This is a genomic window from Pedobacter sp. NJ-S-72, from assembly GCF_053890575.1.
The window spans coordinates 59,093-79,070 of sequence record NZ_CM132681.1 but is presented as its reverse complement, the minus strand read 5'-3'; the positions used below and the strand labels follow the sequence as shown (position 1 = coordinate 79,070).

Genomic DNA, 19,978 nt, shown 5'->3' with positions numbered 1-19,978 from the left:
ACCAGCCGGCAGTTTTGATTCTATTTTATCATTTAGGAGCTTAACAGCTTTTGATGTTGCAAGTATGTTCGGATCATCAAGATCTAAAGCAAAGCACTAGATGTGTGCTGGGGCAAATTTCTAAATGCTGATAAGGTCTTGAACCGCAATAAAGAATTGAAAGGTATTTCGCCAGTGCCATTTCCAAAAGTGCTGTAACGCGTATAAAAGACCTTTTTAATCTGTCCGTTCTCGAATGGTCTGGACTGGTTATCTTCCCTTATGACAATATTGGTCTGTAAAATTCCTCCAATAAAGGGCAACAACTCACCATTGAGTACAACAAAACCATTATTGACAGAACCATTGTTGAGTTCACACCCTGAAAGGATGCAGTTATCCTTTCCGACTATGGCAGAGAAATTCTGCATCAGATTAAAACTGTCCTGTAGAAAATTCAATGTGTCAGTTTCAAGTGGAAACCCGCCTGTTTGCAAAAAGTCTACTCTATTCATCGTGTTCTATTTTGTATCGTTTACTTGCTAGTTTGTAAAAATCAATTGCTGCCTTCATCTGGTGTATAACATCTTGTAAGCGAAATCCAATTGGCACAATCACTCTAAAATCCACCCCTGTATCTGCATAATCTGATAATTGCCTTAAATGCATAACACCTAAATATCTTGGCTGCTTCTCAACATTGGTGTAGACGTAATCACGTTCATATTTACTACCGTCTGATATTTTTATTCTCCTTAAATTCGGATCGAAAGAATCATTTAAAACTTTCCTCAGATAGCAAACCTGCCCATTGTGAGCTAATGTGTAAAGGTTATCAGATCTTGATCTGTTAAACATTCCATCAATCATTTTCACCGGAGAGTTTAAGCACATTAACCAAGTTAACATCTGAGGCTTCCTAATATCATCAGGTAAAAGGAGCGCAATAAGCCTGTTATAATCTATTTCAAATAATCTGTTCATCATTTGGTAAGTAGGTTATATTGTTAAAATTTACTACCTCAAAATATCCAGATTCAGGAATTTGCTTTACATTAATGGTCTGTATAGCTCCATAGTCAGGGGATTCAGCACTAACCCAACTTGTTTCAGCTTTATTAATATCCGGGATGACTACACCTTTAACCTGTTGCAACTTATCAACGAGGTGAATAAGCACCAATTCCCCATTGAAAGGCAACTCCTTCATGTAATCTTCAATTGCCGTTTCAACAGGACGACCACCATCAACAATGCTGTTACCTTGGCCGTCTAACACTAACGGATCATAATAGATAACACCAGTTAAATAAAGTCTATCAGGCAAGTAATTAACTACACTGACATTTACCCCGGCATCCTTTATTTCTGCGATGTAGGTAGTAAAAGCACTTCGTTGTGCTAAATTGATTGGGTGCAATTTCCCATCTGTTTCAGTCGCTATTTTAATGATAAGCCGGCTTTCTTTTTTTAAAGACACAACCGCAGAATATTTGATGATTTTGCTTGCTGCAATCTGTTCATCTGTTAATCCTGTATTGTTATATTTATCTGAATCAAGTACCAGGTCATAACCATATTGGAAATCCAATGCTTTATTTCTATACCACCCACCACACGATGTGGCATCTTTTCTTCAATTATTGCTGAAACCTCTTCTTTATGCTTTCCAAACAAAATATCTAATGTCCAGATGCATACTGCAACAGCATATGTCCAAATACGCCTCACACTTGTACGACTGCCAGACACGACGATGTTGTTTGTAGCCAACTGATCAATAATTATTTGTTGCCAATATTCTATTTTCTGAGCCATTACATTACTATAAAATCAATCCCAACTGCCCAATAGTCAATACCATCAGGGAGTATTATTTCATTTTTTTCATTTATATCGGTTGCAGGTACATAACTGTTATCCTGAAAGTATTTGACAAGTCCAGAATCTACAGGTATAGGTAAGATCAGTTCAGAACCTGCCTTTAATTTGTCGGTGATTGAAAGACTGTTCAAATGAGCAAGTTCAAAGACCGCGGATACATCACCACAATGTTGAACTGCAACATCAAACAATGATTGTCCCTGATCAACTACCGCCATAATCTTGAAAAATAAAAGAGTGCGATGATCAGCATCGCCACAAGTAACCAAAACCACCATTCGTGAAATACTGATCCTTCACTTTGACTGTCCTTTGTATTCGCTTCAATTTGTTTATTAAATTCAACCTTTAAACCGCTGTCATAGTTAAAATTTGAGTTGGCAGACTCTTTAAATCCTGACTGATTTGAATCAGTTATCCGTTTATCGTTGTTTGTACTTTTAGTGCTTTTTTTCGTGTAACGGGCGTGGCCTTTAAAAGTGGTCTTACCGGTTTTAGCATCATGGATTATACTGTCCGCTGTGATCTCTGATTCTGCCGTTTGAACTGTTTTAGATTTATCAGTTTCAATAACCTTTCGTTTGGTAGAATCTGACTTACTGGATAGGACGTTACCTGATAAGGTCGACTTATTCTCGATTTTAGCTTTAACCTGCTCAGATAAAGAAGCCTTCTGAACATTCCGAGTGCCACAACCTGCGATAAATAAAAGCACTGCAATAAGCAAATACATTTTAAGGGACGATTTTTGAAATGTTTTCATTGTATGATTTAAGTTTTTCGATTTCTGATTCTAATTCCTGAACTCTTTTCAGTAATTGTTTTTCGGATACCCTGTACTGATTAATGACCTTTTGATTTTCATAGTTGATCTTTTGATTCTCAACATCCTTTTCCATCAGTGAGGTGATCTGCTCCCCGTTCATCTTACCTTGTTCCCTAAGCATTAAAATGATGTCTCCATAAGTATCAGCGACTATGTTCTGAACCTCAGCAGCAGACTTCTTTTTATTTGTAGCAGCTGTGATCAGAGCGGTGATAAACCCACCCAAACCAATTAATACACTTATAATTTCAGTTACGTTGAACATCATATCTTAATCTTTAGGTCTTGCAGTCCATTTTCCAGATCAATTTCAGAATTAGTATATCCGTCATTTTCCAACTCAATTTTTATATCACGCGTTTCTTTAGATTTGTTGAATACGCTGTTTAGTCTTTTTGCTGCACCATAACCGACAAATGGAAATTCTTTCAGCTCACCTTTATTAAGGAGCATCAAAAGTTCTACATGTTGCTGATCACTGTCACCCTCATACCATTCATCACCTAAATTCAATAGGTCAAAATTTTCATTGAGTAATAAATCGTTTCTCATATGGATTAATTCAATGTTCCTATTCCAGTTCCTACGACAGCTCCACCAGTAGCAGATGTGCCGGTTACATTTGTTTTCACCTCGCCACTTCTTACAAAAAGATCAATAGCATCGGCAATTTTTTGCGCTTGTCTTTCCCTGGCTTCTGCGGGATTAACATCTTTATCGCTATCAAAATCGAATGCATCTTTAATTGCTGATTTAAGTATCTCTTTGTTTAATGGCATTACTTTAGGATTTTATTAACCTTAATTTTCAATTCGTTTAAGACAGCAAGATTTGGGCTTCTGCCATTGATCACAATGATCTTACTGATTTCATCAATCACATTGCTTAGAACTTTCCCCAGGGAATCATTCCCGGATTTTATCATACATCCGTATTTATCCAAGTGATACTCCATGTCGCCAACTATAATCAAGACCTTAGCAATCTCACTGCACTTAAGCAAAATAGCTTCTGTGTCCTGGTTATCAATAATTGCGTAGATCACGCTACTCTGATCGGCCGGTATCTCAACAACTCGACTTCCGGGCGCGTCGTCTGTAGCGTGAAATCGCACATCTAGCAGGTTAGGTTGTCCGTCCCTTAACACCGTGCAACTGCTCTCTTTAATTTCTGTAGCTGTGCCAAAACCAACCGTTCTCACGGCTTTTACGGCTTGGCTTTTATCTATAAACTTTTGAAATAATTCTTCAGGACTCATATTTTAAAAGCTAAGTCATTCTTACGGCTGATGCCTGATGAACTATATGTCTTAATTACTTTCTCAATTAAGTACGTTCCTTCCCTGTATGGCTCTCTACTATCTTTTATAGTAATACTATCACCTGCACTGGTCAGCGGAAAAAACAAAAGCCTGTAATACTCCCGGTATAACCGTCGTACACGCTTTTTTTCAATCGGGCTTCTGCGATTTTCTTAGCCACTTCCGGTGTATCGGCAGCATATTCAATTGTATGCACCGTCGCATCCTTATCTTTACTACCTACTTCTACATAGGTTTCCTTACTTTTTTTGTCTCGAATCTTCACCCGGACACGTACATTGAATGAATCTTTGCTTTTATACTTTAATTCATTTTGCTTTACATTACTCTGAATGCTGTAAACATTACGACTTGTAATTTCTGGTCTCCAGTCCCAGGCAAACCCAACATATAACAGATCTGATTTTATTTTTGAAAAGAAACCAAACTCTTCTTTAACCTTGTCCAAGACTTGATATGTACTATCATTGTTAATATTGTATTTCCCCATCTTTACATCAGGGCACAACACTTTATTGATAAAAGTTCCTTTCGTAATATCGGTCAGCAATTCTTTAAGCGTTACTGATCTGTAGCTTTTGACAAAGTTGTTTTTGGCGTATAGGATAAAGTTGATCACATGTAATCTCTAGTGGTATATCAGCGGATATTTCTCTAACATACCCCTCAAATTCAGTGTTTATTCCTGTTTCTTCGTATCCAAATTCTATTTTCACTTTATCACCAACCTTCATGTAATCCAATGGATATTTCCCATTTAATTGTTTATAAAATCTTGGCAATATCACTTTAGCCACATTACTTAGTTCAGTCACACTCTCTGAGATCTCAATTTCTGAGACATCATCAAAATATATATTACCTATAGTCACTTTGGCGATCATGTTTAGGTATGCAATATTTTCCATCCTAATTGTTGTTTTTTACGAAGAAAAATTCAATTGGTTTAATGCTCCTTGCTGAAATTGAATATTGGATAGTATCAGTATACCCCGCCACACCAGCGATTTCAATATCAGTAAGATAAATACTCTTAATTTTTAGATCGTCGAACATTTCGCCCTCAACATCAAGTGCAGCCTGAACTTCAAAGAACTCATTCAACTTTTTGACCTCTTGTTTAGGGTACTGGTGGTTAACCATATCGATGAGGATACCTTGTATTTTCACATCCCAACTTTTGTCTCCATAACGTTCGACAACTTCTGCATCAGTGCCGTCTATTTCAGTAATGATCAGCTTTTTGCTTTTGCTAAAGCTGATCATTGGTGGCGGTGCGTAAATCCTAGATTCTCCTTTAATGTTGAGCATTGAACCGAATAACAAGCTTTCTGTATCGTTCTTTCTCAGGGTCATTTCCTCAAAGGACGAATTGTTCACATATACGTTTACGCCTGTGATTCCATTCTCTTTCGAAAACTTCTGTTTTTTTAAATTGGAACTTTCGTTGATACTGACATAGCCGAAAGCACTTTTAAAACGGGAACCCAAATCAATTACTTTACTCATTAGTTTTTCTTAGTGTTAATCGGTAAAAAATTATTATCCTTTAACCATTCAAACTGCCTGTATTTTTCGCACCACGTATCATCGTCGAGTTGTTCAGGAAATGGAATGTGCATGAAATGACTTAGTAGCGCGTTTATCCTTCTTACCTGATCAGTGAACGTTGCAGACTCACCAGAATCAATTACAGGATATTCGTCCAAAAAATCCTTTAGTTCTTGCTCTACGCTAACGCTATCGGGTGACTCTATGTCATCGTCATCTGATAGCGTTAGATGTTTTTTACAATAGCCTTTCTGATACTGATCAATTGTGCGATAGCATCGACAGCAACAGTAAACAGTTCATCATCTGCCAATACCGTTTCTTTATGGGATAGCAAACAGCTTTTTACCAAAATTTCGTTTGCTTTACCCGGATTTTTATCAACCCACTTACTAAATTCGTTGATAACCTGTCTGTTCGGCCTGCATATTAATACAGTTAAAAACTGGTCACCATAATCATCTAGCGGTAAGTCAGCATATTTTACTGCACCTTCCTTTGGATATTTTACCTTAGCATTGTCAACCATTTCCTGAGTGATTCCTGAGGGTAGTACTGATTTTGATAATTCTTTTGATGTGTTCATCTCTTGGGACTTTAAATTGTGTTTAAGTAGTATTTAAATAAGTTATTTCAATAAATTAACTGACAGGGTAAACAGATCATATTGCATTTTCAAGCCCATGTCGCCTGTAACTTCTCGGCCTTCGCTCATAAATTTGGCAACGATCGTATCGTTTATGATTTCATTGTAATCGTTGACATAGCTAACTTGTATATCAAATGGGGGAAGTTTCATCAAACTGCCGCCACCTTTACGTTCCAACCTTACTGCATCAGTCATGTACATGGTTAAAGATGCTGTAGGTGTAATTTTTTTCCCATACTCCAACTGGTTGCTGTATTACCCAGTGAAAAGTTCAACTGATGTTCCTGATCGTTTTTGTAGGTGATTTCGGAAACCTCATTAAACATTTCCCCGTCAATGACTATCTGAGCGTCACCACTGTCATATGCTTTCCCGTTCTTTCTTATTGTTGTGTATTCATTAGATTGAAGTTTTAAGACTGATAGTACCTTTCACTTTGTTAATTGTACCTGTGGGCTGTAGAATAAAATCTACTTCTAAGGCTTTTTCACCAGTCAGCAGGTTACTATTAGGATTTGTGTATGTCTGACCACCACTGATCAGCCCAGCTTTCTGCATATCAGCAAAGACATCATCACCTTTTTGATTGAAACTTTTTACGACTCCGACAGGTAGTTTACCAGTTGCATTGTCGACAATCTGAACACTTTTGATCTTTGGTGTGTAAGCGGTGCGTAGTAATCTTACTGCATGATCCATTGTTCGCCCATATGAAATCGTGTTTTCGTTCATTACTCCTTCAGCATCGACGATTTCAGGGGCACACACATGATCATTATTCCAACGATAACCAGATATCCCAGTGTAAGTGACAGGGAATATATATCCTTTGGTATCCAGTGTAGACAGCGATCCTTCTACGTCTTCAATGGTTTGATGAGAGCTTAAGCCACCTGTGACAAATCGACCTTTAATAACATTAGTTAAATTCAGTGTCTCAACTTCACCGATGTTTTGATTTACACTAATTGAACAAAGGATACCAAGAGCAAGACCTACAGATGCATATTTTTTCCCAGAATCAAATGCCAGGGCTTCTGCATAGCCCCAATCCTGACCGATAACAACACTGACCTTATCAGCTTCTAAAGGAATATTAGCACCAGTTACTAAAGTCTTAAGGTTAATCGCTGTAGCAGCATTACCACCATACGAACGCCCCTCCAACAATACTTGCAACGGTCTTTCAGTTTCAAAGCACCATAATGCAAATTCCTGAGCAGATGAAAACGCTGACCTGATGTTTGAACTGATACCATCAGTTAAAGTTTCAGGAGCCTGGACAGTGAAAATACCATTGTAAGCAAAAGCAATTTGCCTGATTTCGCCTTTCGCATAAGACACAAGTTTCTTAGCGTAGAGATTGTCCGGATCAGCAAGAGCCACCGCAGGTGTAGTGTCTGAGAAACCACCATAAGATAAAGTTTAGTGCCGATCTCGCTGCCTCTGTAAAACTCATTAATATGGTGAGAGAGAACCACTGAATTAGTTGCATCATACGCGGCATCTATGCCAAGCTGTTTAGCATCATCAGGGCTGTATATCGCATAAGGCTGACCAAGCATCAATTTACCTACAACCGCTACACCGTTGGCAATTAAGCCACTGATAGAGGTTACTTGTGAATTGATGCTATCGGCTGGTTTGGCCTTATTAAATTCTACTGCTTTATTCATTTTTTACTGAATTAGAAAGAGTGAGTGATAATTTTAGCTTTGACCTGGTTAACGCTAACCAGCGCAAGGTTTTGCGAAGTGAAAAACTCACCATCAGGATTTTCGAAAACGTCATCCACATTGTGTGCATCAGCAATTTCTTTTGCACGCTTCCGGTTACCTTTGGTCACCGGAGCCTCTTCAGCATCACCGCTTTTCACTACCTTATTTTCCTTATTTTCCTTGGCAGGGGTTTTGCTAACTTTTGGCGTAGCTGCGCTGTCTCCAACAATAGGTGTTTGAACCACCGGTTTAACGATATCAATCTCGTCACCAAGTTTGAAACCTTTGTCAAGTATCTCAGGCTGATTTTTAAGGTTAGCAGCAGTCAGCTTGTGTTTTACAGTATCACCTGCAAATCCCTCAGCGGGAAATTCTAATATGATTTTTGGGAATCCCATGATATATGATTTTTGTGAGGCAATAAGCTTCACCCGAAGCCTATTGCTAATAATTTAAAACTGGTTATTTATGATTTGAACTATTATCAGTTATGCGTTACCTGACACGACAGCACCTCTTTGCTCTTCAGCAGTAGGCAATACAATTCCGTATTGACGGAAGTTGACCAGGTTACGTTGAAACTGAGTATCGCTTTTAGCTTCAGATAAATACATCTTAGTCCAACCCATTGCTTTAGCAGCTCTGTCCAATGAGAAAAGCACAGACGCTTTATGATCAGTAGCAGCGGGTATTGCTCCGTAAGCCAATTTGTTTTTAGTCGCGGGATTGTAGTAAGGTGTATTGATATGCGTGTGAATATCAAATGAAAGCAGATTCTTTTGAATTTCACCTGTAGTGTTTTTAAAGAAGAAGCCTTCTAATTTTTTATCTTCCCATATCAAATCATTGACGTGTTGACTTGATAGTACGAATCTGCGGGATGCTTCATCAATCTCAAGTTCATCGCACTGCGTTTTCAATCTAAGGATATCGGCCATTGACATACGCAGGATACCATTAGCATCAGGCGCACCAGTGGTAATCAAAACAGGCATTTTAGCAGTATTTCCCGCCGGTGCAAGCGCATGCAATGCCATTTTGATGATAGTAATAGCAATCGCTTTAGCGTGTCTATCTTTAACTAGATCCATTTTCTTAACTGAACTCGCATACATTTCGTCATCAGTAATAGGCGATGCAACGGTTTGATACTTGTTTAACTGGATAAGAATATCCTGAATCAAATCAACTGATCAGCGATCCCTAATGGATAGGTAGTATTGTTAATTAATACTTCAGGTAATACATTCATTGAGTTAATATGTATTGCCTGAGCTTCATCCCCAACATTTGATACATATTTGGAATAATCAGCAATCCCATCCAAAAACGTAGCTTTCAATGCAGCTGTGACGAACTTGATGACTTCACCTGTCCATATCTCCCGGAAAATTGCCATTTGTGCAACTCCTTTTTGTTTAGGAATTACAGTATAGATAATTAACGCAACTGAAAACAAGATCAATGATCCCGTAAAAGAGATAGTTGAAAAGTATGTTAGCGTAGCTGCAAAGGCAATGATATATAACATTGCGATCATTAGATTATTAAAATCTTTGATTTTCATTTTGTGTTTATTAGAGCTTTAAAATTTTTGTGAATTATTTGAATGCTGATTACAGAACTGGCTTTACACCGAATTTTGCATGATATAATGCCACGAACTTTTCGGGTTCTTTCTTTTCCATCATCACTTCGACCCCGTCTGGATCTTCGGCCTGCCACTTGTCCCACGCCCAGGTTGACCGATTATCTGCACCTGCATTGACTACATTACCGTTAAGCATCGCAACAACCTGAGGAATAGCCGGGACAGCAGCAGCAGCAGCTGGTGCAGCGGCTTCAACAGCGGGAGTATTTAAACCTAACATTGACTGCAAGACACCAAGTCCTGAAGCTTCACCAACAGCAACAAGGCTTGTGCGTAAGGCAGCTTCATATTTTTTCTGTGTAGCTGTTTCCACACCTGAAATCAGGGCTTCTATTGCAGTCGTTTTTACAACTTTAGCCTCAGCACCAGACTCGTCAAGCTTTTTCTGCATTGCTGCAAATACTTCATCATCTGTACTCGTTTCAGTCACACCGGCCAAAGCGAATTTTGCGATAATTTCTTTTTTCATTTTTTGATCTTTTATAGGGGTTTCGTTATTTGCTTTTGAATTAGGGGACATCAGGGCTGCGAAGCGGCCAAATACAGATTCTACCTGATCGTTTTCCGTGGGCTTGTCTATTTGCACGATATTGGTTACTACAGGTTTTCCAATTGAGGTTATGAGTCCCTCTGCTAAAGCTTCTTCAGCGCTGAACCAGTAATCAGTTCCATCAAACCAAGCCTGCACATATTTTTCAGGTTTACCTGTTCTTGCGACAAAGACTTTCGTGAAATTCTTTTCCATTCCTGTCAGCAGCTTATACGCTTGGAACATCTGCTTTGCATTACCTTGTTGGTATCCAGTTGGACAATGAACCATCACCCAGGCATTTTCAGCAGCTATGATTTCATCGCAAGCCTGCATTACGATACCCATCATGGAAGCAGCCACACCGTCAATAAATAGTTTAGTTTTTGGCTTACATCTTTGCAGCGCGTTAAACATCACATTACCTTCAAAGACATCACCGCCGAAGCAATGTGCCCTGATATGTATCTCGACAAACTTGCTTGCCATCTCTTCAATAGTGCGGGTAAAGTCATCTCCGCTGATCCACCATTCAGATATATCTCCGTAAAATTTCAGCTCTCCAATGTTTCCTTCCAGTGCCTTGTATTGCATAATTATTCTGCGATTATGACACAAGGATATGGCGATAATTCTAACAAAAAAAAGAAGTATAAAAAGCTTATAAACAATGTATTAAACCTTAGACACTCCGCGATTTACCAGTTTTTTAATAGCTTTTTTTGTGTAAAAAACAATGGCGAAAAAGGAGGCTTTACAGCGACAGGCTGAAATGATGTTTATCGAATTGGGCTATAATGCGAAAGCTATAGCGGAGCAATTCGGTGTACAGGAAAAGACTGTAGGAAATTGGCGATTAAAAGGAGATTGGGACAAACAGCGTGAGGAACTATTAGCGTCACCGATGAAAGTAAGGGCTATTCTTTTAAAAGAAATCCAAAACCTTGCTGCTGGTGGAGAGGCAACAATTGATTCAGACGCGCTATCTAAAGTCTCAAAGGTTATGTTGACTTTCAATACAAAACTATCTCCACAGATGGTCATGACAGTACTGAAAGTATATGACGAATGGATCGCAAACCTCAATCCTGAATTAGCTAACCTAAATCTTGATTTCCACAAGAAGTTCATCCTTCACATCATCAACTTGTATGGATAGTAAATGGCTTAAAATTGTTCAGGATTATGATTCGCATTGCTTAAAGATCAAGAAAGCGACAAGTATAGATTTGGGCGAAAGCGACAAGGCTAAAGGGCAAAGGATTCGAGAACTTGAAAGTGATTACGTCACCTGGTTTGAACACTATTTGTCCCATTACGCTAAAGTCAAATCTACACAGGTCAAATGCGCGAAGTTTCACAAAAAACTGGCTAATCTTATTATTGGCAATAAGAAGAGCAAAACCCTGGCTGAGATTTACAGGTCAGGTGCAAAGTCTGTACACGTAGGGTTAGGAATACCGTTGTACTTGTATTTTGTCAAAAAAGACCTGCAATTTATGGTGCAGTTCAGTTCGGAGAATGCACCTAAAGCAAAACAGCTAATTAGCAGTATCCAGGCAGAACTTGAATACAACCAGAAGTTGATCAATGATTATGGTCATAAAATGGGAAAGGGGAATTGGGCTGATGGGGACTTTTTGACTACTGATGGTGTCCGCTTTAAATCACTTGGATGGGAGCAGTCAGCACGCGGTTTGCGTGAAGGCGCTGACCGTCCTGATTATATCTGTATAGATGATGTTGACAGCAAAAAGCACGTCAACAATGATACTATGATGGGTGATGCCATTGATAAGATTACAGAGGAGATAATGGGGTGTTTCGACGCTTCTGATGAATCTACGGAACGGCTGGTCTATGCAAATAACAATTTTCATAAAAACAGTATTACCAATAGGCTTAAAACTGAGTTCACCAAAAATATTAAGCAAGACAAACGGGATGGTGAAAAAACTGAATATTATATTCTTTCTGTAACTGCTGTAGTTGACTTGATAGATTTTGTACCTACGTGGCCGGAGAAGGCGACAGCCGCATACTGGAAAAAGAAGTACATCAAAAACAACGCAAGTTTCAAACGTGAATACATGCACATCCACGTATCAGCAGGTAGAATATTCAAACCCGAACTGATGCAGTGGAAAGAAATGCTAAAGCTGCACCTGTATGAAGCTTTAATTTTTATAGGGGATTTATCATATAAGGATAAAGGAGATTACAAAGGCTTATACCTTATTGGAAAGATTGGCAAAGAGTACCATATCATTTACAGCTTTTTACGGCAATGCAGCCGGAACCTTGCAGCGGAATGGCTTTATGATTTATATGAAGACAGAAAGCTTTTGCGCTATAATATTACCTACACATTTGACGGCCTCTTTGCACAAAACGATTTTGAGAATGATTTCGATGATGAGGGCGAAACACGGGGTTATTATATCCCAGTAGTTGCAAACGTCAAATCATACGGTAATAAGTATGATCATATAGAAAGTATTCTAGGAAGATTTACCAGAAAGTGGGTTTTCTGGAACATCAAGGAAAAAGAGCATTTAGATCAGATAGACACGCTTGACCAGTTCGACAAATTTGAAAAAGGCAGTGGCGCACATGATGATGGCCCCGATGCCGTAGCCGTAGGTTTAAAGGAGCTTGATCGAATGACGTTCATTGAAAAATTCGATCCGAGAATAGCACAAAGAGAAACGTATCAAGACCAATCATATTAACATGGGAAGATTTTTTAAAGACACAGATTACGCCTTTCAGGTAAAGTCAGAAATATTACGTTTACTGGATGGATCAACGCCGGAGCTGGCAAGTTCTGTTAAACTATTAAGAGCAGAGCAGGCAGCAATATCCCAGATGAAAAACAGGTTAGCAGGCAGATTTAACACTGACCTCATATTTTCTGACAGCCTAACTGATCCCGATACCAGGGAGAGCTATATTATTATGATTGGTATTGATATCACCCTTTACCACCTATACAGCCAAACAGGAAGCAAGGCCCGAACACAGATCAAGTAGATATCAGGACGCTATTGACTGGCTAAAAGATGTTGGCAATGGGAATTCATTTGCAAATCTACCAAGTGCCTTAACTGACACCAACCAGGGCGAGATCAGGCTTTGGTCTGACAGCAAGCCTGAAAACCACAACTGGTAATTTAATAACTATTTAAACAACGCTTAAAACATGTTTAATTCAAGAATAGGCCGTGGATATGCTAATCCAAATGCAGCGGCAAAACCAACATCTAAAAATTCAGACATTGGAGTGATCCAACAACTTGCTGCTGAATTTGCTGACCTGAGCCGGAAAGATATACAAGCATGGAGGGCGGCAATTGAAGCCGCGTCAAACCCTGAAACTCCGCGTTGGGCACTATTACAGGATTTGTACGAATACCTGAGACCGGATGCGCATTTAGGCTCTCAAATGGACATCAGAAGAGGTCTCTCAGAATCTGTTCGTTATTACATCAGGGATAGTAAGACCAATAAAGAAGACCCCGTAAAATCAAAGACCTTAGAAGTGGAATGGGTATTTGATGCTATCGGTGATCTGATTGATCATGAGTTTTTCGGTTACACGATCATGCAGATTGTCGATCCTATTTTGGGGATATATCAGCTGTTACCTCGACGTAATTTCATACCTCAGAAAAACTTACTTCTTTTCGAAGCTAACGGGGATAAAGGAATTGACGTCACAGATCCCGCCTTTAAAGGGACGATCATTGTAGTAAGGAGCCGTAACCAATTCGGCATTATGAATGATATTGTACCAGATTTGATCTGGAAGAAAAATGCGCGCCAGGCATGGGCAATGTTTGCTGAGAAATTCGGCATACCGATGACAACTGCGACCACACGGACGAGGGATAAAAAAGAACTTGACCGAATTGAAGCTATGTTAAAATCCTTAGGTAAAGCATCACAGGCGATCTTTCCTGAAGGCACCACACTGGACATCAAGGATAGTGCTGCAAAAGGAGATCCGCACAAGTATTCCTGGAACAAATGAATTATTCTGACCAGCAAATTAGCAAACGCTATTTAGGTGGCACAATGGTCAGTGATAATGGTAGCAGCAAATCACAGAGTGAGGTACATGAGCGGACGATGAACGATATCATTGCAGGAAGGGATAAAAAGAAAGTTGAGTTTATTTTCAATGGAAAGATTCTTCCAGTACTTAGAGATACATTCAGGATGCCATTTTCTGAAACGGATGAATTTGTATTTGATCGTTCACAAAAGTTATCTATTCCCGGAAAATGGGGTATCGTAGCTAAAGCTATTGAGCTTGGCTATCAAATTGACAACGACTGGATCAGCAGCACGTTTGACTTTCCCATTACAGGTAAGGTAGAACCTGTACAAGCAGCTCCACCAACAAATGCACCGCCCGCGGCCAAAGGTCAGCCCACAGCATTAGGCAATGGTAGTTTTTTCGGTTAAGCCCTGAGGCATCGGGGCAGGTATTGACCAAAAGAAAAAACTGGATGAGATTTACAATTGTATTTGCCCCCACTGCTCAGGGCTTAAAGTAAACGCCTTAGGCGATATTGACCTTGATTTGCAAAAGGAAATTGAAAGACTGGCTCATGATTTCTATTATGGTCACCAGACTAAACGAACCGCGTTAAAGGTTGCGAATAAAGTTGCAGCCACCATTGCAGGTGCAGTCGCCCAGGGATATGGGAAAGATGTGTTTGCCGTTGACTGGAATAGTGCAGACAGAAAGCAAATTGAGCATTTACAGCAGAATGTGTATCAATTCAGTTTTGCGAAAACACATGAACAGTTAAAGGCAACCACGCAGGCATTACACAGTGATGGCAAGATTGTGCCTTTTACTGAATTTAGAGAGGTAGCACAGCGCATAAATAACGAATATACGAATAGATATCTACCTATTGAATATAATACCGCGATCTCTTCTGCACAAATGGGGAGCAGGTGGATTCAATATCAGGAAGAAAAGGACGATTTACCTTTTTTAACCTACAGAACTGTTGGGGATGGGAAAGTGAGATCATCACATCAGTTACTGGATGGTGTAACCAGGGCAATTGATGATTTTATATGGGACACCATTTTTGCACCTAACGGTTGGAATTGTAGATGCGATATTGAGCAGAGCGTACATGAAAAGGTTACACCACTTAAGAACATTGTTGTACCTACGGACATACCTCCAATGTTTAAGACGAATCTAGCTAAGTCCGGTCTGATATTCCCTGCTGATCACCCGTATTTTGACAGGTTACCTGAGGCAGTGATTAAGACAGCAGATAACAATAATCCTTTCCTGTATGAGAAGACACATGCAGGCAAAAAAGGTGGATATGTTTATCAAAATTCATTGACACCAACTGGAAAGGATTTTAAGGATATGTTTTCTATCTCTAAAACCTTAGCAAATTCAGGTGATAAAGTGATCATGCTTCCTGAGATCAACCCAAATACGGAATGGAAAGAGGCACTCAGGAACATTGTTTTACCTGATGGAGTAAAACAGGGCACGAATTCGGATGCGATAGTGAACGGCAATCAGGTGGTACAATTTAAAACCAGTTCATCCAATACCCAGGCATCTATTAAACAGCTGATCAAGGCAGGCTCAAAACAGTCTGATGTCATATGCGTCAAGCTAACGGAAAAGGTCGCTTCAACAGATGTTCAAAGAGCCTTAAAAGGTCAGGTAATGCAAAGTAAGAGTATCAGGGAGATTTGGATAATTGATGTTAAGGATAAGATCACTAAATATAACCGGTCAGAAATTACCGGTTTCTTTAAAAAGAGAAAGCAGAAATAAATTTCTGCTTTCTGGATGTGCAAAATCTGAACAAGTCGGATCAGAACACAGGTCAAATATACAAATAATTTATAATTAAATAATGGGTGCAGGACAAGCAAAGATCACGTTATTATTAGAACTGAAAAACAGGCTCAAAAGCGCATTAGGACAAGCAAGCTCCACACTAGCGAATAGTGTTGGAGCAATGAAATCCAAAATGAAGGAATTGAAGGGCAGTATTACCGATGTTTTCGAATCATTTACCAGTAAGATCCCCGGACTTGATGAAGCATTAAGCGCACTAACAAGCCCACTTGCTGCATTAGTTGCAGGGATAGCACTCCTTGGCACGGTTTACATCAAATCTGTAAAGCTCGCGGATGAATGGAATACTTCTTTGCGAAAGGTAAACGTCACGGCTCAGTTAGGAAAAGAAGAGCTGCAGGGAGTCAGTCAGCAGTTATTGGATATTGGAAAGAGAAATACAGGAGATCTAATGGAAGTGCCTGAAACTTTTAACAAAATCGTGAGTGCTGGTTTTGATGTAAAGACGTCACTGGCAGCATTGGAGCCTACACTTTTGGCAGCAAAAGCGGGCTTTACTTCTGCCGGGGTAGCAGCAGAAGCAGCCACTAACATCATGGGGAGTACCGGCATAACAGATGCGATTAAGATTTACGATGTATTATTTGCAACTCTCTCAACAAGGGCAAGGCCGAATTTGAAGATATCGCCAACTATTTGCCGAAAATTATTCCTGGTGCAAGACAGGTCGGGGTTTCTCTAGAACAGACCAGTGGAGCATTCGCATTCCTTACCGCAACAGGACTAAAGGCAGAGGCAGCAAGTACGGCATTATCAAACGCTATGAAATCAATGTCCACACCTGACGTTGTGTACGGATCAAAAACAAAGGGAGGCTTTAAAGGGCTTGGTATTGACATCTTTGATGCTACAGGTAAAGTAAGAGATTTAGTGTCAATTGCTACAGATCTAAATACAAAAATGGCAGGTCTTACCGATGAGCAGAGAATGAAAAAATTCGCTTCCATTGGTCTTGATATGGAGAGTTCAATGGCCTTTAGCAAAATGTCACAAGGTGTCGATCAGCTGAAAGACAGTATTGATTTTGTAACAGATAGTCAAGGTCAGTTGAATAAAGCGGTCGAAATTGTAAAAGATCCAATGGATAGTTGGTTAATTATGGAATACGATTAAAGTATCAATGATTGAGACAGGTTCATCTGTACTTCCAATTTTGGGAAGCATTGGTGATTGGTTTCTCAATAACATACCATTAATTAAAGATTTCGGCACTGTAGTTTTATCAATTGCAGGTGCGTGGGCAGCTTATTTCCTGATTACAAAATCTGTCATGGCCTTTGAAATGGCTCGTATTGGAATTATGCTTGCACTCAACACAATTTCACAGATCGCAATAGGTTTTGAAATTGCTAGAGCCGAAGGACTAGGTTTGGTAGCAGCTGCGCAATGGGCACTAAATGCAGCAATGAACGCCAACCCTATAGGTATACTCATTACAGCAATTGGGCTACTTATTGGCGGTCTGGTTTTGGCATACAATAAAAGCCAAACATTTAGAGCTAGTCTCGCGGGCATTATGGAAGTCGGGAAGCTATTAGCTGAGATATTTATTGGGTTAGGTAAAACCATTATTGGTGCATTTACATTTAATCCCAACTGTTTTGCCGAAGGTGCAAATCAAGCTGTTGCAGCTGTAAGCGAAATCATGGACGGGGGGATAAAAAAGCGATTCGACAAAGGATTTAATGCGAAGATCACAGAAGAACAAAATGCTGCGAAAGAGAAATTAAAAAAACCGGATGCAATAACTCCAACCGGCGGTGTTAAAAATGGCGGTGGAAAGTTAGCAAATACCAAAACCACAGGAAGTTCAGATGTAGGCAAAACCACTGGATCTGCACAACAAATTAAGAATCTTACTATAAATATGGATGCCATGGTGAAAATGGGAGACTTGGTCAGCAAAAATCCTGAGATATCAAAAATGGGTAGAAAAGAAATGGAACAATTCTTTACTGAAATTGCAGCTCGTATGATACGAAACTTAGAAACTTCATACAGTTAATATGGCAAATGAACTCAAAGAATACGAAAAGCTGGTAAACAGGCTACTTACAACATGCAAATCTATTCCGAATAGGGCAGCTACAGTGTGGCGGTCAACTTCACAAAGGAACGTTTTCGGAAACAAAGCTGGATAGATACTGCCGATGAACCTTGGAAAAAACGTAAGCCACCAAAAAGGGGAGCAAGAAAAGACGGTAAGAGAGCCGTACTTGTTAAAAGTGGTCGTTTAATGAGAAGTATTAGAAAAATAATGGCTAATAGTGATCGCGCGATTATTGGTACTGATGTGCCATATGCTAAAATACATAATAACGGTGGTCGCGTAAAAGCGACTGCGAGCATAGGCGAATACAGAAAGAAAGCTTACAGGCGTAAAGCCCATACAAGAACAAGGTCAGGTAGATCCGAAAGTATTAAGGCTCAAACTATCGCTGCACACACCGTTAAAGCGCACAAACGAAAAATTAATTTCGTTATGCCACAGAGACAGTTTTTAGGCTCATCTAAGGAGCTTAGTAAAAGAATAGAAGATTTAATCAATGATGATATTAAAAAAGAACTAACACGATGACAGACCTATTTTTAAAGATATCAAGCCTTCGAGGATAACAAAAATTTGTTCATCGCTTTGAATCTTGAACCTATTAAACATATTGACAGGTACAGGGGGCAGCCGTTAAATCCCGAACAGTTTGAATATTACGATTTACCAGCTATTTTCATAGCGAGGTCAATCCCCTGGGAAAAAGTAGGCAGATCCTACAAAGGAAATGTAATGCTTGAATTCCATTTGGTAACAGATGCCACATGGGAAACATCTAACATAGCAACCAGTGCAGCAGAAGGTTTAAAACACGTAATGTTTCACAAGCTGGTGCAGTATGTGTTGGATGATATTGAAAGTGAAAACACTGGAAAACTTCAAAGAGTGGACAATCAGCCTGTAGATACCGGAGTTGTCAATTATGAAGTATTAAGATATCAATGCATGTATGAAGATCCAATGATTACAGGCATAGAGTACGTTGAGGCAATGATTGAGAAGCTAAAGATCAATGGCAAATTGATTACCAAATTTTAATCTTCCTCAGAGGGAAACATATCAAGCTGTCTAAGCTCTTTACGTACATTAATACCCATATAGTTGTAAAATGTAGCAATGCTGATTTTATAATGTGGGTAAATGTATTTTTTGAAGACAAAACGCGTGGTTAAGCCTTCAACTTTGTGAAGTAGGAATATATCTTGTATATCCTTTATGCGTAAAAAGCGGTTGTTGTTGTTGTAAGCCATTGTTACAAATATAAACAATGGCTCAACCGCGTTAAAAAAAAGTTATCCTACAAAAAAAAGCCATGATTAATCATGGCTTTTTGTTTCAAATAGAATATTTTCATTTCTCAAATTTTAAATCTACAATGCTGAGATATCACCTTGTGTCATAAAACCACTTAATGAATTATTGTAAAATCCTGCATTGGTTGGAACTAAATTTGGGCGAGCATTTGTGCTTTTTATTGACCCATTTCCTCTATTTGGATCACCAGTTCCTGAGCGATCAAGACTAAAAACGGCATTTACTGTCCAGTCTTTATTTACACAAAGAATAAAAACTACCTTTTTACCATTGGTCTGACCAAATAATGTGTCAAAATCGTTTGATCCGTAATAAATATAAAATCCGTAAGTAGATGAACCGACAGAAGCAGCAAGCTTTTTCACATTATCCTTTAGCGGAGTATAATAATCCTGACCAGCCTGAGCGCCTACACTGATTATGATTTGAGTAGCAACCGTTTTCAATGGATTTCCAGGCACTTGAACTTCAATTGGCTTTTCAACGATCTTTTCAACTGTTTCCGTTTTTTTGCAGGCTAAAAGTGATGTGATCAAAATTAACGCAGGGAACAAAATTTTCTTCATAATGAGTAATTTAGATGGTTTGA

At 39.2% G+C, this 19,978-nt stretch carries 34 protein-coding genes; 11 read left to right on the top strand and 23 right to left on the bottom strand.

What is annotated here, in order from left to right:
- Positions 1-83: 83 nt before the first annotated feature.
- From ACWYN3_RS00600 to ACWYN3_RS00495, 22 genes are all read right to left on the bottom strand, one after another.
- Entirely contained in the window at positions 84-494 is a 411-nt protein-coding gene (locus ACWYN3_RS00600; RefSeq protein WP_456219403.1) for a hypothetical protein, read from the bottom strand.
- Positions 487-966: a hypothetical protein gene (locus ACWYN3_RS00595; RefSeq protein ID WP_456219402.1), complete on the bottom strand. Its 480-nt coding sequence runs from the start codon at positions 964-966 to the stop codon at positions 487-489. The genes ACWYN3_RS00600 and ACWYN3_RS00595 overlap by 8 nt, the downstream gene beginning before the upstream one ends.
- Positions 947-1,570, bottom strand: coding sequence for a hypothetical protein (locus tag ACWYN3_RS00590; protein WP_456219401.1), 624 nt, complete (start codon positions 1,568-1,570; stop codon positions 947-949). The genes ACWYN3_RS00595 and ACWYN3_RS00590 overlap by 20 nt, the downstream gene beginning before the upstream one ends.
- Positions 1,507-1,797: a hypothetical protein gene (locus tag ACWYN3_RS00585; protein ID WP_456219400.1), complete on the bottom strand. Its 291-nt coding sequence runs from the start codon at positions 1,795-1,797 to the stop codon at positions 1,507-1,509. The genes ACWYN3_RS00590 and ACWYN3_RS00585 overlap by 64 nt, the downstream gene beginning before the upstream one ends.
- The gene (locus tag ACWYN3_RS00580; RefSeq protein WP_456219399.1) at positions 1,797-2,081 is read right to left on the bottom strand and encodes a hypothetical protein; all 285 of its coding nucleotides are present in this window, start codon (positions 2,079-2,081) and stop codon (positions 1,797-1,799) included. Before ACWYN3_RS00580 ends, ACWYN3_RS00585 begins: the two co-directional genes overlap by 1 nt.
- Positions 2,072-2,626, bottom strand: coding sequence for a hypothetical protein (locus ACWYN3_RS00575; protein WP_456219398.1), 555 nt, complete (start codon positions 2,624-2,626; stop codon positions 2,072-2,074). The genes ACWYN3_RS00580 and ACWYN3_RS00575 overlap by 10 nt, the downstream gene beginning before the upstream one ends.
- A complete protein-coding gene (locus tag ACWYN3_RS00570; RefSeq protein WP_456219397.1) occupies positions 2,598-2,957 on the bottom strand; it encodes a hypothetical protein in 360 nt (119 codons plus the stop codon). Before ACWYN3_RS00570 ends, ACWYN3_RS00575 begins: the two co-directional genes overlap by 29 nt.
- The gene (locus ACWYN3_RS00565) at positions 2,954-3,241 is read right to left on the bottom strand and encodes a hypothetical protein (protein ID WP_456219396.1); all 288 of its coding nucleotides are present in this window, start codon (positions 3,239-3,241) and stop codon (positions 2,954-2,956) included. The genes ACWYN3_RS00570 and ACWYN3_RS00565 overlap by 4 nt, the downstream gene beginning before the upstream one ends.
- Before the next feature lie 5 nt (positions 3,242-3,246).
- The gene (locus ACWYN3_RS00560) at positions 3,247-3,468 is read right to left on the bottom strand and encodes a hypothetical protein (RefSeq protein ID WP_456219395.1); all 222 of its coding nucleotides are present in this window, start codon (positions 3,466-3,468) and stop codon (positions 3,247-3,249) included.
- Entirely contained in the window at positions 3,468-3,947 is a 480-nt protein-coding gene (locus ACWYN3_RS00555) for a hypothetical protein (protein WP_456219394.1), read from the bottom strand. The genes ACWYN3_RS00560 and ACWYN3_RS00555 overlap by 1 nt, the downstream gene beginning before the upstream one ends.
- Positions 3,948-4,080: 133 nt before the next feature.
- Entirely contained in the window at positions 4,081-4,629 is a 549-nt protein-coding gene (locus ACWYN3_RS00550) for a hypothetical protein (RefSeq protein WP_456219393.1), read from the bottom strand.
- Entirely contained in the window at positions 4,565-4,918 is a 354-nt protein-coding gene (locus tag ACWYN3_RS00545) for a hypothetical protein (RefSeq protein ID WP_456219392.1), read from the bottom strand. Before ACWYN3_RS00545 ends, ACWYN3_RS00550 begins: the two co-directional genes overlap by 65 nt.
- A 1-nt stretch (position 4,919) precedes the next feature.
- Positions 4,920-5,519, bottom strand: coding sequence for a DUF6046 domain-containing protein (locus tag ACWYN3_RS00540; protein ID WP_456219391.1), 600 nt, complete (start codon positions 5,517-5,519; stop codon positions 4,920-4,922).
- Positions 5,519-5,719 (bottom strand): hypothetical protein, encoded by a 201-nt coding sequence (locus tag ACWYN3_RS00535; protein WP_456219390.1) that lies wholly within the window; start codon positions 5,717-5,719, stop codon positions 5,519-5,521. The genes ACWYN3_RS00540 and ACWYN3_RS00535 overlap by 1 nt, the downstream gene beginning before the upstream one ends.
- A gap of 68 nt (positions 5,720-5,787) precedes the next feature.
- Positions 5,788-6,147: a hypothetical protein gene (locus ACWYN3_RS00530; protein WP_456219389.1), complete on the bottom strand. Its 360-nt coding sequence runs from the start codon at positions 6,145-6,147 to the stop codon at positions 5,788-5,790.
- Positions 6,148-6,189: 42 nt separating this feature from the next.
- Complete coding sequence (locus ACWYN3_RS00525; protein WP_456219388.1) at positions 6,190-6,453, bottom strand: hypothetical protein; 264 nt, start codon at positions 6,451-6,453, stop codon at positions 6,190-6,192.
- A gap of 156 nt (positions 6,454-6,609) precedes the next feature.
- Complete coding sequence (locus ACWYN3_RS00520) at positions 6,610-7,554, bottom strand: DUF2586 family protein (protein WP_456219387.1); 945 nt, start codon at positions 7,552-7,554, stop codon at positions 6,610-6,612.
- A complete protein-coding gene (locus tag ACWYN3_RS00515; RefSeq protein ID WP_456219386.1) occupies positions 7,473-7,886 on the bottom strand; it encodes a hypothetical protein in 414 nt (137 codons plus the stop codon). The genes ACWYN3_RS00520 and ACWYN3_RS00515 overlap by 82 nt, the downstream gene beginning before the upstream one ends.
- Before the next feature lie 11 nt (positions 7,887-7,897).
- The gene (locus ACWYN3_RS00510) at positions 7,898-8,326 is read right to left on the bottom strand and encodes a hypothetical protein (protein WP_456219385.1); all 429 of its coding nucleotides are present in this window, start codon (positions 8,324-8,326) and stop codon (positions 7,898-7,900) included.
- A 90-nt stretch (positions 8,327-8,416) separates the two neighbouring features.
- Complete coding sequence (locus tag ACWYN3_RS00505) at positions 8,417-9,112, bottom strand: hypothetical protein (protein ID WP_456219384.1); 696 nt, start codon at positions 9,110-9,112, stop codon at positions 8,417-8,419.
- On the bottom strand, positions 9,109-9,495 hold the full coding sequence (locus ACWYN3_RS00500; protein ID WP_456219383.1) for a hypothetical protein: 387 nt from the start codon (positions 9,493-9,495) through the stop codon (positions 9,109-9,111). The genes ACWYN3_RS00505 and ACWYN3_RS00500 overlap by 4 nt, the downstream gene beginning before the upstream one ends.
- 49 nt (positions 9,496-9,544) lie before the next feature.
- A complete protein-coding gene (locus ACWYN3_RS00495) occupies positions 9,545-10,702 on the bottom strand; it encodes a head maturation protease, ClpP-related (protein WP_456219382.1) in 1,158 nt (385 codons plus the stop codon).
- Positions 10,703-10,844: 142 nt separating this feature from the next.
- Here ACWYN3_RS00495 and ACWYN3_RS00490 point away from each other — a divergent pair, with 142 nt between their 5' ends.
- From ACWYN3_RS00490 to ACWYN3_RS00440, 11 genes are all read left to right on the top strand, one after another.
- Positions 10,845-11,267, top strand: a complete 423-nt coding sequence (locus ACWYN3_RS00490; protein WP_456219381.1) for a terminase gpP N-terminus-related DNA-binding protein — start codon at positions 10,845-10,847, stop codon at positions 11,265-11,267.
- Complete coding sequence (locus ACWYN3_RS00485) at positions 11,260-12,840, top strand: hypothetical protein (RefSeq protein WP_456219380.1); 1,581 nt, start codon at positions 11,260-11,262, stop codon at positions 12,838-12,840. Before ACWYN3_RS00490 ends, ACWYN3_RS00485 begins: the two co-directional genes overlap by 8 nt.
- Position 12,841: 1 nt before the next feature.
- Positions 12,842-13,141 carry a hypothetical protein gene (locus ACWYN3_RS00480; protein WP_456219379.1) on the top strand — a complete coding sequence of 100 codons (300 nt, stop codon included), beginning with the start codon at positions 12,842-12,844 and terminating at the stop codon, positions 13,139-13,141.
- A gap of 169 nt (positions 13,142-13,310) precedes the next feature.
- A complete protein-coding gene (locus ACWYN3_RS00475; protein WP_456219378.1) occupies positions 13,311-14,141 on the top strand; it encodes a phage portal protein family protein in 831 nt (276 codons plus the stop codon).
- On the top strand, positions 14,138-14,578 hold the full coding sequence (locus ACWYN3_RS00470) for a phage portal protein family protein (protein WP_456219377.1): 441 nt from the start codon (positions 14,138-14,140) through the stop codon (positions 14,576-14,578). Before ACWYN3_RS00475 ends, ACWYN3_RS00470 begins: the two co-directional genes overlap by 4 nt.
- Positions 14,579-14,696: 118 nt before the next feature.
- Positions 14,697-15,938 (top strand): phage head morphogenesis protein, encoded by a 1,242-nt coding sequence (locus ACWYN3_RS00465; protein ID WP_456219376.1) that lies wholly within the window; start codon positions 14,697-14,699, stop codon positions 15,936-15,938.
- 82 nt (positions 15,939-16,020) lie between these two features.
- Entirely contained in the window at positions 16,021-16,707 is a 687-nt protein-coding gene (locus tag ACWYN3_RS00460) for a phage tail tape measure protein (protein WP_456219375.1), read from the top strand.
- Positions 16,662-17,138, top strand: a complete 477-nt coding sequence (locus ACWYN3_RS00455) for a phage tail tape measure protein (protein ID WP_456219374.1) — start codon at positions 16,662-16,664, stop codon at positions 17,136-17,138. Before ACWYN3_RS00460 ends, ACWYN3_RS00455 begins: the two co-directional genes overlap by 46 nt.
- Before the next feature lie 7 nt (positions 17,139-17,145).
- A complete protein-coding gene (locus ACWYN3_RS00450; protein ID WP_456219373.1) occupies positions 17,146-18,030 on the top strand; it encodes a hypothetical protein in 885 nt (294 codons plus the stop codon).
- An 87-nt stretch (positions 18,031-18,117) separates the two neighbouring features.
- Positions 18,118-18,603 carry a phage virion morphogenesis protein gene (locus ACWYN3_RS00445; protein WP_456219372.1) on the top strand — a complete coding sequence of 162 codons (486 nt, stop codon included), beginning with the start codon at positions 18,118-18,120 and terminating at the stop codon, positions 18,601-18,603.
- Positions 18,604-18,648: 45 nt separating this feature from the next.
- Positions 18,649-19,113, top strand: coding sequence for a hypothetical protein (locus ACWYN3_RS00440; RefSeq protein WP_456219371.1), 465 nt, complete (start codon positions 18,649-18,651; stop codon positions 19,111-19,113).
- A gap of 332 nt (positions 19,114-19,445) precedes the next feature.
- On the opposite strand, the gene ACWYN3_RS00435 is transcribed toward ACWYN3_RS00440, so the two are convergent.
- On the bottom strand, positions 19,446-19,955 hold the full coding sequence (locus ACWYN3_RS00435; protein ID WP_456219370.1) for a hypothetical protein: 510 nt from the start codon (positions 19,953-19,955) through the stop codon (positions 19,446-19,448).
- Positions 19,956-19,978: the final 23 nt, after the last annotated feature.

Excerpts from the sequence above, each read along its gene's own strand:
- ACWYN3_RS00545 (WP_456219392.1), bottom strand. The coding sequence starts at position 4,918 with ATGGAAAATATTGCATACCTAAACATGATCGCCAAAGTGACTATAGGT.
- ACWYN3_RS00555 (WP_456219394.1), bottom strand. The coding sequence starts at position 3,947 with ATGAGTCCTGAAGAATTATTTCAAAAGTTTATAGATAAAAGCCAAGCC.
- ACWYN3_RS00585 (WP_456219400.1), bottom strand. The coding sequence starts at position 1,797 with ATGGCTCAGAAAATAGAATATTGGCAACAAATAATTATTGATCAGTTG.
- ACWYN3_RS00485 (WP_456219380.1), top strand. The coding sequence starts at position 11,260 with ATGGATAGTAAATGGCTTAAAATTGTTCAGGATTATGATTCGCATTGC.
- ACWYN3_RS00510 (WP_456219385.1), bottom strand. The coding sequence starts at position 8,326 with ATGGGATTCCCAAAAATCATATTAGAATTTCCCGCTGAGGGATTTGCA.
- ACWYN3_RS00460 (WP_456219375.1), top strand. The coding sequence starts at position 16,021 with ATGGGTGCAGGACAAGCAAAGATCACGTTATTATTAGAACTGAAAAAC.
- ACWYN3_RS00470 (WP_456219377.1), top strand. The coding sequence starts at position 14,138 with ATGAATTATTCTGACCAGCAAATTAGCAAACGCTATTTAGGTGGCACA.
- ACWYN3_RS00560 (WP_456219395.1), bottom strand. The coding sequence starts at position 3,468 with ATGCCATTAAACAAAGAGATACTTAAATCAGCAATTAAAGATGCATTC.
- ACWYN3_RS00580 (WP_456219399.1), bottom strand. The coding sequence starts at position 2,081 with ATGGCGGTAGTTGATCAGGGACAATCATTGTTTGATGTTGCAGTTCAA.
- ACWYN3_RS00600 (WP_456219403.1), bottom strand. The coding sequence starts at position 494 with ATGAATAGAGTAGACTTTTTGCAAACAGGCGGGTTTCCACTTGAAACT.
- ACWYN3_RS00450 (WP_456219373.1), top strand. The coding sequence starts at position 17,146 with ATGATTGAGACAGGTTCATCTGTACTTCCAATTTTGGGAAGCATTGGT.
- ACWYN3_RS00540 (WP_456219391.1), bottom strand. The coding sequence starts at position 5,519 with ATGAGTAAAGTAATTGATTTGGGTTCCCGTTTTAAAAGTGCTTTCGGC.
- ACWYN3_RS00595 (WP_456219402.1), bottom strand. The coding sequence starts at position 966 with ATGATGAACAGATTATTTGAAATAGATTATAACAGGCTTATTGCGCTC.
- ACWYN3_RS00575 (WP_456219398.1), bottom strand. The coding sequence starts at position 2,626 with ATGAAAACATTTCAAAAATCGTCCCTTAAAATGTATTTGCTTATTGCA.
- ACWYN3_RS00500 (WP_456219383.1), bottom strand. The coding sequence starts at position 9,495 with ATGAAAATCAAAGATTTTAATAATCTAATGATCGCAATGTTATATATC.
- ACWYN3_RS00495 (WP_456219382.1), bottom strand. The coding sequence starts at position 10,702 with ATGCAATACAAGGCACTGGAAGGAAACATTGGAGAGCTGAAATTTTAC.
- ACWYN3_RS00565 (WP_456219396.1), bottom strand. The coding sequence starts at position 3,241 with ATGAGAAACGATTTATTACTCAATGAAAATTTTGACCTATTGAATTTA.
- ACWYN3_RS00475 (WP_456219378.1), top strand. The coding sequence starts at position 13,311 with ATGTTTAATTCAAGAATAGGCCGTGGATATGCTAATCCAAATGCAGCG.
- ACWYN3_RS00530 (WP_456219389.1), bottom strand. The coding sequence starts at position 6,147 with ATGAACACATCAAAAGAATTATCAAAATCAGTACTACCCTCAGGAATC.
- ACWYN3_RS00435 (WP_456219370.1), bottom strand. The coding sequence starts at position 19,955 with ATGAAGAAAATTTTGTTCCCTGCGTTAATTTTGATCACATCACTTTTA.
- ACWYN3_RS00490 (WP_456219381.1), top strand. The coding sequence starts at position 10,845 with ATGGCGAAAAAGGAGGCTTTACAGCGACAGGCTGAAATGATGTTTATC.
- ACWYN3_RS00570 (WP_456219397.1), bottom strand. The coding sequence starts at position 2,957 with ATGATGTTCAACGTAACTGAAATTATAAGTGTATTAATTGGTTTGGGT.
- ACWYN3_RS00515 (WP_456219386.1), bottom strand. The coding sequence starts at position 7,886 with ATGAATAAAGCAGTAGAATTTAATAAGGCCAAACCAGCCGATAGCATC.
- ACWYN3_RS00480 (WP_456219379.1), top strand. The coding sequence starts at position 12,842 with ATGGGAAGATTTTTTAAAGACACAGATTACGCCTTTCAGGTAAAGTCA.